12 protein-coding genes are annotated in these 13515 nt (G+C 66.4%); 1 reads left to right on the forward strand and 11 read right to left on the reverse strand.

Features of this window, described 5'->3' with window-relative positions:
* Nucleotides 1-69: 69 nt before the first annotated feature.
* Together BLW21_RS13020 and BLW21_RS13025 are read right to left on the reverse strand one after the other, a co-directional pair.
* Nucleotides 70-1266: a S1 family peptidase gene (locus tag BLW21_RS13020; RefSeq protein ID WP_092740712.1), complete on the reverse strand. Its 1197-nt coding sequence runs from the start codon at nucleotides 1264-1266 to the stop codon at nucleotides 70-72.
* A gap of 138 nt (nucleotides 1267-1404) precedes the next feature.
* Complete coding sequence (locus tag BLW21_RS13025) at nucleotides 1405-1986, reverse strand: RNA polymerase sigma factor (protein ID WP_092740714.1); 582 nt, start codon at nucleotides 1984-1986, stop codon at nucleotides 1405-1407.
* Between the two features lie 133 nt (nucleotides 1987-2119).
* On the opposite strand from BLW21_RS13025, the gene BLW21_RS13030 reads away from it, so the two are divergent.
* A complete protein-coding gene (locus tag BLW21_RS13030; protein ID WP_092740716.1) occupies nucleotides 2120-2359 on the forward strand; it encodes a hypothetical protein in 240 nt (79 codons plus the stop codon).
* 178 nt (nucleotides 2360-2537) lie between these two features.
* Here BLW21_RS13030 and BLW21_RS13035 read toward each other — a convergent pair whose 3' ends face one another.
* The 9 genes from BLW21_RS13035 to BLW21_RS13075 all read right to left on the reverse strand — a co-directional run bounded on the left by BLW21_RS13035 (nucleotide 2538) and on the right by BLW21_RS13075 (nucleotide 13478).
* Complete coding sequence (locus tag BLW21_RS13035; RefSeq protein ID WP_092740718.1) at nucleotides 2538-4340, reverse strand: hypothetical protein; 1803 nt, start codon at nucleotides 4338-4340, stop codon at nucleotides 2538-2540.
* Nucleotides 4341-4399: 59 nt separating this feature from the next.
* Complete coding sequence (locus BLW21_RS13040) at nucleotides 4400-6718, reverse strand: hypothetical protein (protein ID WP_092740720.1); 2319 nt, start codon at nucleotides 6716-6718, stop codon at nucleotides 4400-4402.
* Entirely contained in the window at nucleotides 6715-8304 is a 1590-nt protein-coding gene (locus BLW21_RS13045; protein WP_175470961.1) for a BatA domain-containing protein, read from the reverse strand. The genes BLW21_RS13040 and BLW21_RS13045 overlap by 4 nt, the downstream gene beginning before the upstream one ends.
* Before the next feature lie 133 nt (nucleotides 8305-8437).
* A complete protein-coding gene (locus tag BLW21_RS13050) occupies nucleotides 8438-9313 on the reverse strand; it encodes a DUF58 domain-containing protein (RefSeq protein WP_092740724.1) in 876 nt (291 codons plus the stop codon).
* A 181-nt stretch (nucleotides 9314-9494) separates the two neighbouring features.
* A complete protein-coding gene (locus BLW21_RS13055; RefSeq protein ID WP_092740726.1) occupies nucleotides 9495-10469 on the reverse strand; it encodes an AAA family ATPase in 975 nt (324 codons plus the stop codon).
* 64 nt (nucleotides 10470-10533) lie between these two features.
* Nucleotides 10534-11160, reverse strand: a complete 627-nt coding sequence (locus BLW21_RS13060; RefSeq protein ID WP_092741056.1) for a DUF4159 domain-containing protein — start codon at nucleotides 11158-11160, stop codon at nucleotides 10534-10536.
* A gap of 93 nt (nucleotides 11161-11253) precedes the next feature.
* Nucleotides 11254-11670: a hypothetical protein gene (locus tag BLW21_RS13065; protein WP_092740728.1), complete on the reverse strand. Its 417-nt coding sequence runs from the start codon at nucleotides 11668-11670 to the stop codon at nucleotides 11254-11256.
* Nucleotides 11670-13049: a phosphatase PAP2/dual specificity phosphatase family protein gene (locus BLW21_RS13070; protein WP_092740730.1), complete on the reverse strand. Its 1380-nt coding sequence runs from the start codon at nucleotides 13047-13049 to the stop codon at nucleotides 11670-11672. The genes BLW21_RS13065 and BLW21_RS13070 overlap by 1 nt, the downstream gene beginning before the upstream one ends.
* 171 nt (nucleotides 13050-13220) lie before the next feature.
* Nucleotides 13221-13478 (reverse strand): hypothetical protein, encoded by a 258-nt coding sequence (locus BLW21_RS13075; RefSeq protein ID WP_092740732.1) that lies wholly within the window; start codon nucleotides 13476-13478, stop codon nucleotides 13221-13223.
* Nucleotides 13479-13515: the final 37 nt, after the last annotated feature.

Here is a 13515-nt window from a genome sequence, read left to right on the forward strand (position 1 = left end):
CGCGCAGCGCACAAAAAAGCCCTACCGCCGAAGAAGTAGGGCTATGCCAACAGGCTTGCTACGCGAAGCCTATTCGTACACTTTCACCACGAACACGTAGTCCTGGAGCTTGCGGATTTGCTGGGGGCGCGCGGTACCGCTGAGCTGGTTGTAGCGCGGCAGGTTGTAGGGCCGGCCCGATCCGGCGGCACTCAGCGAGTCTACCAACCGCATCAGGTACGACGATTTGGTGGCGAAGGCGGCGCTCTGCACATCCATCTGCCGCCCACTCACCACGCCAATCAGGTTGCCCCGGTCATCGAGTAGCGGGCCGCCCGAGTTGCCGGGGTTCACCGGAATGCTTATCTGGTAAAAGCCCGTGTCGCCCTCGAAGCCCGAGCGGGCACTCAGCGAGCCATCGTTGAACACGAGGTCTTCGCGCGGGTAGCCCAGCGTGTACACCTTCTCACCCAACTCCGACTGGCCCCGCTTAAAGGCGTAGGGCAGGCGGCCGAAGCCAGTGAAATCCTTGTCCGTAATCTGCAGAATAGCCAGGTCGTGGGCCACATCGGTAAACACCGGCTCGGCCCGGAAGCGCTGGCGGGCACGGTTTTCAATCAGCAGCGAATCGGCCCCCTGAATAACGTGGTAGCTGGTTACCAGGTAGCCATCGGCAGTCAGGGCGAAGCCCGTGCCGCTGAACTTTCCGGGGTTAATACGCTCAGTAGGAGTAGTGCCATCTATCTGGTTGATCGCGCGGTTCATGCTGCGCTGGTCGCGCTTGATGCGCTCTACCTCGCGGCGCAGCATGGTGTAGCCGTAGCGCGACGACGTGCTTTGCTGGGAATTGCGGTACATTTCCAGGCCCAGCAGGGTGGTAAACACGGCCAGCACGGCCACGGCGGCGGCCACCATCATGGTGGCGCGGTGGCCCTGCCAGAAGGAGCGCAGTTTCTGCTCGGTGCGCGAAATGCGCAGCATGGGCCGCGGGGCCTGGCCGGTGGCAAACTGCTCGCCCCGCTCGTCCTGCTCGGCTACTTTGGCCAAATCGAGGGTCGGCGTCTGCTCGGCCAGCATATTGGCATGGATGGTTTGCAAGCGGCGCCGCAGCGCCTGCCGCCGCCCGTAGGCCGTTAGGGTGCCGGTCAGTTCCTCAAACTCGTGCAGGCGCCGGGCCAGTGCGGAGTCGGTGGCAAGGCGGTGCTCCAAGGCCGTCCGTTCCGCGTCGGCCAGGCCGCCGGCGCGGTAGGCTTCAAATAAGGCGTAGTAGTCGGCTTCGGTTTTCATTTTATACAGCTTGGGGCTTCGTGGCTAGTGCCTGGGTGACGGGCTTTGTGTTCTACGGGTAGTGATTGGGGAAGTCATCAGGAAAACCTTAAAAACTGTCCGCTTACTTCCTACGCACTGAAAACCAAGCGCTAGGCACTAATTAGATTCCTGATACTGATTGAAAAAAAGCTTTTTCAGGCGTACCAGACACTTATACTTCTGATTTTTGGCGTTGTCGGCGTTGGTGTAGCCAAACTCGTCCGTTAGTTGCTGCATCGACTTGTCGAGCAGGTAAAAGCCTTCGAGAAGCGAACGGCAGGGCTCCCCAATCAGGTCGAGCGCCTGGGCCATAGTGCCCAATTGCAGTTCCCGTTCCTCGGCCCGTTCCAGATCGGCCTCGGCGCCGGTTTCCAAAAAGGGCTCATGGTCGTCGAGGCTGCCGCCGAAGCGGGTTTTCTCGGCGAGCCGCTTGAGCCACAGGCGGCGACACACGGCGTAGAGGTAGGTTTTGATCTGGCAGCTCAGCTCCAGCGAGCCTTCCCGAACCTTCTCGTAAAATACCATCACGCCCTCCTGGTACACATCCTTGGCGTCGTCGTCGGTGCCGCTGTTTTGCAGCACGTAGTGCGAAATCATGGGAAAATGCAGCCGGTAGAGCTGTGCCAGCGCCCGGTCGTCGTCGCGGCGGATGGCCGCCATGAACTCCTCATCGGTGTAGGAAGGTTGCCCCTTACCCATTCGCTTTCTTGCTTAATACGTGGAGAGGGGTTGGGTAACCCGCCGAAAATTTATTTTTCGGCCGTGGGTTACTATTGGCTGATTCCCGGATGAACCACGTTTTTCGGACCATCAATCTCAACCAACCCCCAACATGAAAAATTTCCTGAAAGCTTCGGCCCTGGTAGCCGTTTTCGCCGCCACCCTCACTTCGTGCGAGCAGAAGGCTGTTGAAACCACCACCGCCACCGAAACGACCACCATGGACGCTACCACGACCACGATGGACACGACGGTGACGACCGAAGTTGCTCCGGTTACTACCGAAGCTGCTCCCGTAACCACGGAGGCCACTTCGACCACCACCACCACCACCACGGAGGAAGTGAAGTAATAAGTGCCGGCCGGCCCTGCCGGTTTGCCATAACAGCCCGGGTTCCGCTACAGCGGAGCCCGGGCTGTTTTTTTGACCGAAGCAGGCCGTAAGATACGGCGCAACAGCAGGAGTTGCGTCGACTGCAACGCTATGGTCTGTTCTTCAGCTAGATAAGATTTTGGCTGAGCCGGCCGTCTTACAGCTTCTCCTCCAGCCACAGCAGCCCTGCACCCGCTACGAATAGCACATAGCCCCACCAGCGGGGCCAGGTTTCGCGGGCAGGCACAGTGGTGCCTGCCACAGTAGGGCCGCCCAGGGCAACCATGGGCAGGGCTGAGGCCTGAGCGGCGGCCAGCTGCCATTGCGGCTGTTCGGGGCCGCGCCATTGGCCGGGGGCGTACACGTAGAACCACTGCCGGGCCGTGCCTACCCGGGCTTCGTGCCATCCGGCCGCCGTGGGCCAATAGGTGGCAGTGCTCCATTCGGGCACATTGGCGTCGGGGCGGCGGGCGGCAGCTACGGCCGCCCCGTTGGGGCCGCTGAGGCTAAGCGGGCCGGTAGCTGCGCCCGTAGTGCGCAGCTCCAGCGGGGCATTGGGGTGGGGCCAATGGCTGAGCGGCGCGATGCTGAGCGCGGCGGGTCGGGGCGGCCGGGCAGCCCCAAACAGCCGGCTCCAGTAGGCCCCGTACTCCGCCGACTGCCCCCGCAGCTGCCACGGAAACGTTTCGGTAACCGTCGTTACTACCACTGCCCCCAGGCCCAGCCGCCGCGCTGCCGCCACCAGTTGCTGGTCGGGGCCGCTACTGATGAGCGGGCGCAGATTTCCGGCCGGCCGCAGCGTGGCCGGTACCAGCGCCGTGGTGCCGGCCGGGGCCTCGGGCCAGCGCAACGGCTGAGCCGTTACCGCTGCGGCGGCCGACCGGGCCTGCAGGCTGAAAGCCGCGCCCCCGGGCAATTGCCGGGGCAGGGTAGCGGCATCGGCCAGCAGCAGCAACCCGGCCGTGCCGTTGGCAACGGCCGCGCGCAACGCCGCCATTTCAGTCCCGCCAAAGCTGGCCAGGGTTGCCGCATCGGTCATTACCACATCGAAGCGGGCGAGCAGGGCGGGCGTGAGGCTACCCAGGGCGGGTGGGTTAGGCAGGTTGAGGAATTCGGTTTGCGTAAGACCCCGGCTCAGGCCGGTGCGCAGCGCTACGGCATACTGGCGGCCGGCCAGGTAGTTTTTCAGAAACCGCAATTCAAATGAAGGCGCGGCGGCCAGCAGCAGCACCCGCAACGGCTCGGGCGCGCGTACCTCTACCGGCACCGGCTCGCGGGCCAGCGGCTGGTTGTTGCCACGGGCTTCCAGTGCGTACACCGCCCGGCCCGCGGCCCGCGGCGTAAAGCGCAGCTGGAAGCTGCCCGAACCTGTCGGCAGCCGTACCGAGTCGCGCACGGTGCCGGCCGCGTGCAGCCGTAGCCATAGTGGGCCAGCCCGGGTTGCCGCAAACGAGCCGCTTACCGTCCAGGTTTCGCCCAGGGTGGGCCGCGCTTCCCAGGCTGCCTGCCGAAAACCAGCTACCGGGGCATCGGCGTGGGCTGCCAGTGCTATGCCTGCCAGCGCGGGCACATCGGCGGCGGGCAGGCCCCGGCCCAGTACGTGCAGGCGGCGCAGGCCCGGCAACTTCGCCCGAACAGCGCTGGTGTTGCGGAAGGTGGGGGTATCGGCGGCCAGGCTGGTTTCGTTGGGGGCAAAGCGCCACAGCGGCGTAGCCGGCCCGAGGCGGGCGAGCAGGGCAGCCAGCGTATCGGGCGAATAGCCGGGCGTGAGCAGCACGGCCGTGGTGGCGCCGGGGGCAACGGCCGGTCCCGTTTTGGTGGGCGGAAAGGCCGCCAGCGCCAGGCCCGCCGCCGCCAGCAGGCCGGCCGCCACGCGCAGCCCCCGCCGCCGCGTATCGGCCCGGCGCAGGGCCAGCACCGTGAGCAGCACGGCCAGCAGCAGGGGGAGCAGGTAACGCATTTTTTTGGTTGTAGAGCGTAATTATCAGGTATTGGTGCAGGCAATGCTGCCGGGCTAACTCAGTTCAGCAGGTCGAAATAGCGACGGGCGAGTTGAGTGCCGGGAGCAGGACGAGCAGCGGGCGCCGGCGGCGGCACGGGCAATAGGTCGGTGAAAGCGCGCTCCAGCGGTAGTAGCTGGACTTTATCAACTGGCTGGCCGGCCCGGATGGCCGCCGTTACGTCGCGCAGATTACGCAGCGCGGCCAGATAGCGGCCGGGCGTTTGCAGCGCCGCCCGCGAAAGCGCTGGCCCCGCCTGCTCCAGAGCGGCCGCCGCGCCTGCCGGAACCGGGACCGATGCACGCAGCTGCCGCACAGTGGCCAGGGCCGCGCGCAGAGCGGGCTGTTGGGGCGGTGCATCGAGCTGGCGCTGGCGGCGGGGGGCACTGGCCCCGGCCAGGTCGCCGGTGAGGCGGGTGGTAGCCTCGGGCATGGGTGGCGGCGTGAAACCGGCCTTTTTTACATAGGCGCGGGTTTGCTGCTGCACCTCTTTCAGCAGCCGCAGGGCGCGGTACTCGAAGGGCAGCGCTTCCCGCAGCTGCCCGGTGCGCAGCCGCAGTTCCGATTCCCACATCTGGGCCAGTACCGCCTGCAGCTTGGCCTTCACGGCGGGCTCCAGAAAATCGGCCGTTTCGGCGTCATCGTGGCGGTGCATATAGGGCTCCATTAACTCGGCCGTGCGCGCCTCGGCAGCCGATTGCCCGGCGCGCGCCGGCACGCCGCTGCTGTGGTCGTGGCCGTCGCCTTCGTGGTGCTCTGCGGCGCTGGCAGCGGGCTCGGGGCTGGCTGGTTCGGGGGCCGTATGGTCTTCGGCTACCACCGAGCCCATGCCGGGCGGCTCGGCTGGTCGGGTGGCCTCATCGCGCTCATCGGGGCGGGTGGCGCCGCCGATACTTTCGTCGGTTTCCTCGCCCAGAAACTTGCCGTAGCGCATGCGCAGCAGCTTCTGATCAACCCCAATACTGTTGGCGCGCTCCTGCACTGTGGCGGCGGGCAGCCGGCTTCGTTCGGCCAGCAGCTTTTCGGTATCGATGATGATCTGGCGCTGGCTGCGGAAGTAGGCCGGGGCCGTATTCACACCCAACGACGCATCGAGGGTGCTGTTCTGCACCGTCGTATCTTCCCACTGCACCAGGTAGGTGTCGGAGCGGGTGAGCTGCTGGTGGTTGTCCCAGGCCTGCAGGTAGAAATACACCTCGTCGCCGTAGCTTAGGCCCAGGGCAGGCAGGTTGAGCACCGGCCGCAGCGTGGCGCTGGTAGGCTGGCCGCCCAGGCCGGTACTCAGCTCGGTTACCACTTCCGTAAATTTTACCGCCTCCCCCTGGCCCTGGGCCACGGTGGCCACCAGTCGGGCCCGGCTCAGGCCGTAGTCGTCCTTCAGCTGGGCCTCAATGGCCACCCGCGGCGGCTGGCCGAATTCCACCAGCGTATAGGCTTTGGGCTGAAGCAGGCGGATAACCGGGGCCTGGTCGGCTACTACTTCAATCGAATAATCGTCGGATACCTGCCCGCCCAGCCGCAGCCGGTACAGGGCCGAGGCTACCAGGGATTCCTCGCGGCCGAAGGCCAGCGAATCGCCCGGCACTGGCTGCAGCGGCAGCTTGCGGGTGCCCAGCTCCAGTACCGGCGGCGTTTTGGAGGGGCGGCTCAGCCGCACCTGCCAGCGTACGCGGCTGCCGGCCGGGCACCGGAATGAGCCGGCCGCCGGCGTAAACGCTGGCTGGCGGGTATAGGCCGGTGGCTGTAACCGCAACCGGGTTTCCACAATGCGCGGGGCCGCAGCCGGCTGGGCTGGCGTTTCATGAAAACGCAGCGCTACGGGTGCTCCAGCCGCGGCTGCAACTGCGGCCGGGCCGGGCCGCTGCCACCACGCCAGTGCCGCCAGCAACAGCAGGACCGCCGCGCCACCCAGAGCAGGCCGGAAATTTACAGGGAGCAACGGTCCGGTAGCGGCCAGCTTCGGGAGGCGCTCGATCAGACGCTGCTGCTGCAGCTGCTCCAGCAGATTCAGGTCGGCCGCGGGGCGTAGTAGCAGCGCAGTGCTGTCTTCCAGAGCCGGGTGCTGCCGGTTGAGCCGGCGGGCAGTGGCGTCGGCCGGCTCGTGCCAGATGCGCCAGAGCGCCCAAGCCGCGAGCCCCATCAGGGCCAACGCTACGCCCGCCACGAAATACCCGGCGCCCGGCCAGGCCTTTGCTACCGTTAGCAGCAACCCGGCGGCGGCCAACGCGGGCAGCAGCAGCGCCAACGTGCGGCGGCGGGCCCTGCCCTGACCAGCGGCCTGCACTAGCCCGGCTGGGGCGGGCGCTTTGGTAGCAGCGGGGGCAACTGCAGGGCTCATGCGGACTGGCGTTGGGCGGTGGAAGATTTAGGCGCGGGCATAGCGGCCAGCACAGAACGGTTGCGCCGGGCCGCCAGCAACCGTTCGAGCCCAAACAGCCCGCCCGCCACCAGCACCAGCCAGGGCGCCAGCGGCCGGCGCGGCGCGGCCGGCTCTAAGCCGTTGGCTGCCGCCGCTACCGGCGTTTGCAGTTGGCTCAGGGCCAGTTGGCGCGAGTCGGGTTGAAAGGTGGCGGGGGCCGGTGGCAGCAGTAGGGGCAGCAGCAGCGCGGGCAGTTCGGGCAGTTCGGCCAGCGTACTCCAGGGGGCGTCGAGGCGGGTGTGCAGGCGGTAGCGGCCGGGCCGCTGAAGGCGCAGCAGCGGCCGGCCGGCGGCCGTCATCCATACCGGTACGGCCCCCGCGCCGGAAGCAGTGTCGAGGCGGAAGATGCTGCTGGTTCCGGAACTGGCTGCCGACTGAAATCCGGTGGCGAAAGGCCTGGTGGATGACCCGGCTTCCTGCCAGACGTGCACCGTGGGGTCGGTGGCCCAGCGGGCGGGCAGCGGGGCGTCGCGCAGCCAGAACAGCCAATCGAGCGAATCGGGCGGCATCACTTCCGAAGTGGAAACCACGAGCCGGGGCTGCAGCGGCAGCGTGGGGGCCACGGCCCGCAACGCGGCGGCCAGTACCCGGGCCGAGGCGGCGTGGGCGGCATCGTGGCTCAGGTGCCAGCGCGGCGCCCGATTCAGCAGCGGCAGGGTGCGCCGGGCGCCGTTTTCGGTTACCAGCAGCGTGTTTGGGCTGCTCAACCTGATTTCAGCCCCGCCCCAATTGCCACCCAGCGGCTGGCCGGCTGCCGGCTGCCGCACGCGTATCTGCTGGTAGGCTATGGCCAATTCCGAGCCATTGGCTACCCGTACTATCAGGCTGTCGGGGTGTATGCGCCAGGCGGCCACGGGCCAGCGGCTCGAATCGGGCGGGGGTAGGGGCAGCCAGCGCACGGCGGCCGGCAGGGTGGGGCGGGTACCCCGGAACGAGGCTACACTCAGCGGCGCCACCACCACCAGCGGCCGGCCGGGCAGCGAGTCGGCGGCCAGTTGCACGGCGTTCCAGAGGTTGGGCGCAGGCGCTAAAACGGTATCGGTAGTGAGGCGGACCGGTGCCGGCCCGGTCGTATCGGCACCGAGGCCCAGCGCCGCCCAGGGCCGCACCGCACTCACAGGCCGAACATCGGAAAGCTGCCGCAGCTCGTAGCCGCGCTGCCGCAGCGAATCGAGCAGGGGGCGCACCGGGGCCAGGGCTTCGGCCGTTACGCCGGGGGCCAGCAGCACCTGCCCGTGGGCGGCCGGCACGGGCAGTAGTTGCTGCGGCTCGGCCACGGCCAGCGCCAATAGGCCCAGCACGGCGGCCCGCAACAGAAACAGCAGCAGCTGCTCGGGTTTGATGTTGCGCAGGCGCTGGTTGGCGGCGGCCTGCAGCCACCGCACACTGCCCACCCGCACCACCCGGCCCGGCCGACGGTTCCAGAGGTAAATGGCCAGCGGCACAGCCAGCCCCAGCAGGGCCAGCCAACCAGCGGCGGCATGAGGGAAAAAAATCGACGGCAAAAGGGTGGGCGCTATAAGTGGTAAGTCGCAAGCTACGCGCTTCAGACTACTACTTCAGAAATTATTGATAAGGGCAAAATGCGAAAATACAGACGCGAAACGGTGGCGGTAGTTGCGGCAAATTATTGTGCCGCTACGCTCCGCGGGCGCGGCGGCGCAGGAACTCGCGGAGGGCATCGGTGAGGGGTTCGGTGGTGTTCAGCAACTGGTAGTCGAAGCCCAGGGTGCGGGCGCGGCGGGCGGTGGCCTGCAGCCAGGGTTGCAGCTGCTGCTGCCAGGCGCGGCGCTGCTGGCCGGCATCGAGCTGGAGCTGCTGGCCGGTTTCGAGGTCCTCGAACGTAACGGCCCCGCGGAACGTGAATTCCAGCTCGTTACGGGCCATCAGGTGCAGCACCAGCACCTCGCCCGCGGCGGCGCGCAGCCGCGTCAGCAGCCGCTCGACTTCGCCGTTTTCCTCGTACCAGTCGGTTACGCAAACCGTGAGGGCGGGCTGGCGGCGGGCGGTGAGGGGCGCCAGGGTGGCCGTATCGGGGAATTGGCCGGCCGCATCGGTGGTTGCGAGGGCATGGTAGAGGCGGGGCAGCTGGCGGGCGTCGGCGCGGGCGGGCAGGTGGCGCAGGCCGCCGGGATGCAGCACCGTGAGGGCCACCGCGTCGCCCTGCTGGGTGGCCACGTAGGCCAGCGCGGCGCACAGCAGGCGGCCGTATTCGAGCTTGCTCAGGCCGTTGTCGTCGCGGTGGTTCATGCTGGCTGTGGCATCGAGCACCAGGTGCACCGTCAGGCTGGTATCCACCTCCGATTCGCGCAGGTAATAACGGTCGGAGCGGGCCGCTAAGCGCCAGTCGAGGCGGCGCAAATCGTCGCCGGGCTGGTAGGGGCGATACTGGCTGAACTCCATGCCCGCCCCCTTGCGGCGGCTCAGGTGGGCGCCGTGCAACAGCCCCTCGGCGGCCCGTTTGGCGGCCAGCGGCAGGTTGTGCAAGGCGTGCAGGTGTTCGGGGGTGAGCATGGCGGGCGGTTGTTGGTGGGTGGTTTGAACGGTCAGGCTGAGCGCAGCCGAAGCATCTCTACCGTTTCGTTACAGTCGTCAGAATTAGCACTGCGGTAGAGATGCTTCGACTACGCCTCCGGCTTCGCTCAGCATGACATAGTCCTTTCACTTCTCACGCTCCTCACGCCCCTCATGTCCCTCACGAAACCGCCTCTATCAGCGCCGCTACCGCGTCTTCCGTCGTCAAACCTTCGGCTTCAGCATTGAAATTGAGCAGGATGCGGTGGCGCAAAACGGCCGGCGCCAGGGCCCGCACATCCTCCGGTGTAGTCGCGAATCGGCCCTGCAATAAGGCGCGGGCTTTGGCGCACAAAATCAGGGCCTGGCCGGCGCGGGGGCCGGCGCCCCAGCGGCCGTAATCCTGGATAAACTTGACCTGCGAAGTGGCCGGGCGGGTGGCCCGCACCAAGCGGTTCACCAGCTGCACCAGCTCTTCGCTGATGCTCACCTGACGAGTCAGGAGCTGCAGCTGGCGCACATCGTCGCCGCTGAGGATGGGCTGCACTTCGGGGCGGGCGGTGCCGGTGGTGCCGGTGAGTACGGCCAGCTCCTCGGCTTCGGTGGGGTAGCCGATGCGCACGTAGAGCAGGAACCGGTCGAGCTGGGCCTCGGGCAGCGGGTAGGTGCCGCTCTGCTCAATGGGGTTTTGGGTGGCCAGCAGAAAGAACGGCTTGGGCAGCGCGTGCTCTTGGCCGGCGTAGGTGACGTGGCCTTCCTGCATGGCTTCGAGCAGCGCGGCCTGGGTTTTGGGCGGCGTCCGGTTGATTTCGTCGGCCAGCACCAGACTGGCGAAAATGGGGCCGGGGTTGAACTTGAACGAGCGGTGGCCGGTGCCGTGGTCTTCCTCCAGAATCTCGGTGCCCAGAATGTCGGTGGGCATCAGGTCGGGCGTGAACTGGATGCGGCGGAAGGGCAGGTCGGTGGCCTGGGCGAGCGTGCGCACGAGCAGGGTTTTGGCCAGGCCCGGCACGCCCTCTAGCAGCGCGTGGCCGCCGGCCAGCAGGGCCACCAGCACTTCCTCCAGCACCTGTTGCTGGCCCACAATCACCTTCCCGATTTCGGCTTTTAGCAGCGGGATTTTCGCCAGCAGGCGCGTTACGTCTTGTTCAGTCATTTTAGATGCTGGAGGAGCTTAGGTTCTGGGGTGATAGGGAAGCAGGCAGCGAATTAGCGGCGCGTCAGGCCGTGAGGGCGTACAGGATGATATTGACGCCGAATTTGGTGTTGTCTTCGGCCAGGAAGCGTTTGTTGCGGAAGTCGTAGTCCCACTCGCAGCCGTAGTCTTTGTTGGAATAGAGCACCCGCAGGCGGCCGTCAATTTCGATGCCCTTGAGGTAGTCGTGCACCAAGTCGTCGCCCCAGCCGTTGAGCTCGAAGCCGGTGTTGGGCGGGCCTTCCGGAAACTGGAAAAACTGCGAGTAAATCGGGTGCGACTTGGGCAGCTTCTTCAGCGCCCCGGCCCCGAAACACACCCGCATCTGCTCCTCGAAGGAGCGCGCAAACAGCCCGTCGATGTCGTGGTTGCAGTCATCGACGAACACGAAGCCGCCGCCGCGCACGTACTGCTCGAAGTTCTTCTTTTCGGCGGCCGAAAACTGCACCAGCCGGTGCCCCGACAGGTAGCAGAACGGATAGCGAAACAGCTCTTCAGAGTCCAGCGCCACTACTTTCTCTTTGGGCGCTACCGGTACTTTGGTGTACTGCACCAGCGAGTGGAGCAGGTTGGCCGGCATGCGCTCATCCACCGCGTCCCAGTCGCCGGAGCGGTACTTGAGGCGCACGAAAGTGAAAGCAGCAGCGGGCATGTAGGACAGTTTGAAAGACAATGATACGAGTGGTCAAGCAAGGAAACGCCGCCGCCGCCGGAGTTGCATGCGCGCCTGACATTTCTGGCGGCTTCAGGTGCCCCCTATCAGCAAGGCAGCTATTGCCAGCAGTTGCGCGGCTACCACCAGCGCCTGCCGCTGCACCAGCTGCCGGGCCCCGCGCCAGCGGCTTTCCGGCGTGCTGGAGGGGGGCGTGGTGCGGCCCCGGAAATTGGCCAGCGCCGCGTCGAAGTCGGCCGTAGCTTCGGGCTGCTCGTGCAGCAGGGCGAAGAAGTCGGCATCGAGGGCCACGCGCCAGGCATAGTACTTGGCCAGTGCAGCCAGCAGCAGCGCCCCAACCAGCCCGACGGCCGCGCCCATTTCCAGCGGTAGCAACCCCCGGCCCAAAGTCGCCAGTAGTAGCACCGACGAGGTCCCATCAAGGACCCGGCCGGCCCGCAGGAAGCCTAGGGTTACGCGGTAGATCAGCGGGTTTTCGGATGGGAGCATCAGCTTAAAGCGGGGGGAGGTTCGACAGCCGAGATAGCCTGATACGCGGCCAGCACCGCCAAATGGCGTTCGGTGAGATGCACCTGGGGCCGGGCGGTCCGCAGGTGGGTTACGGCTTCGGCGGGCGTAGCGGCGCGGCCGGTGGCCAGCAGCCAGGCGGCCACCACCAGCGCGCTCCGCGAGTAGCCCAAGGCGCAATGCACGAGTACCGGCCGGTGCGGCCACAGCTCGTGAAGCGCTGCTACGGCCCGTTGTAGCTCCTGTTGGGAAGGCAGCACTAAATCCAGCAGTGGTACGCTTTGATGGGGCCGGGCGCGGGCGGCGGAACTCAGGTTGAATTCGGCTGTGAGGTCGAGCACCGCGCCGTAGGTGGGTTCGGGCCAGTCAGGTCGGCCGGGGGCGCGGCCCAGCCAGAGGCCGGGCAACACCTCGGCGGCGGGCGCCTGCCGGCGCGTGAGCAGGCGTGAGGAAATCCAGGCCCCCAGGCAGTAGGGCGCCAGCAACAGTTGGGCGGCAACGCGCTGGCGGCCGTCGTGTTTCTGAAACACCGATGCGCCCAGCCCGGCGTAGGCCAAACCAACCAGCAGCAGGGCGCCGGCGGGCCACAGCAGCCCCCAGCCCCCGCCACCCAACAAAGTGGCCGCGGCCAGCAGCAGGGCCGCGCCCAGCCCGTAGCCGGCGGCCAGCTTGCGCCGCCAGGGCCGGTCGGCGGGGGCGCGTACCGGCCGCCAGGCCTGCGGGGCATCCGGGAACAGGTAAAGGCATACTACTCCCACTACTGCCCCGGCCACCCCATCAATAAAATGGTGCTGGTAGGTAGTGAAAACAGACACCACAATCAGCCCGAACCAGGCCGCCAGCAGCCCGCGCAACAGCCCGCGCGAGTGGTGCCAGTACACCAGCCCCACCAGCAGCGCCAGGCTCACGTGCAGCGAAGGCGCCTGGTTGTAGGGCTTATCAAACCCCGCCAGTACCTCAAATAACCAGCCGTTAAACCCGTCTACGGTCGGCCGCGCAAAGCTGAACTGCAGCGGAAACAGCAGAAACCCCAGCACCGACAGCACGCTGGCGCTCAGCAACCGCTTCGCGTGGGCGTCCAGCTCGGCGCGGGTGGCGCACAGCAGCAGCGAGCCGGCATAAAACGCATCGAGCGACATATAGGGCACGATGGTCCAGGCCCAGAAGGGAATGCGGTGCTCCCAGCCGAACACGTAGGAGCCAACGTGTCCCAGCTGGCCCGTCCACCAATTAGCCAGGCCGTAGGAGAGGAAAAAGAACGGCCCCAGCAGCAGCAGCCACCCCAGCGCCCGGCGCCAGGGCCGGTGTTGCTGCCGTACTGGCGGAACAGGACTGCTTTTAGCTGGAAATGGAGTGTTCACGAAGTGCCCAGTTGAATTTCAGTGTGTTAGTGTCCAGCTAGCTGCATTAGTACAGCCGAATTCAACACCAGGCCGTCAGTGGCAGGGTTAATCACTACCCCGGTGTAGAGGCTGTCGGCCAGGGCAAAAGCCCAGGCTTCGGCTGCCGGCATCATCAGGCCCGATACCGGTTCAAAACAGCGGTAGCCGGTGGCCGCCGTGGCCGTCGCCGCTCAGTAGCACGCTAAAGGCTGAACCGGCTTTCCAGGTGGCTCTATCGGAAGCAGGGGCCACTTCTTCCGACGCATCCGGCGCGATAAAAGCGACTAGAAAGGTGGCTTGCAGGAGCTGCTCCGTGAGTGCGCGGCGCGAATCGGGCGTGTCGTTACGGGCATTGTCGGCTAAAGCTCGCGTCAGCTTTGGATTGTTTACGGGATGGTGGATATCCATGAGAGCGGGGAGAAAATAACAACGAATGCAGCACGAA

Origin of the sequence: Hymenobacter psychrophilus (genome assembly GCF_900107135.1) — a bacterium.
In the GTDB taxonomy this organism is placed as follows: Bacteria; Bacteroidota; Bacteroidia; order Cytophagales; family Hymenobacteraceae; genus Hymenobacter; species Hymenobacter psychrophilus.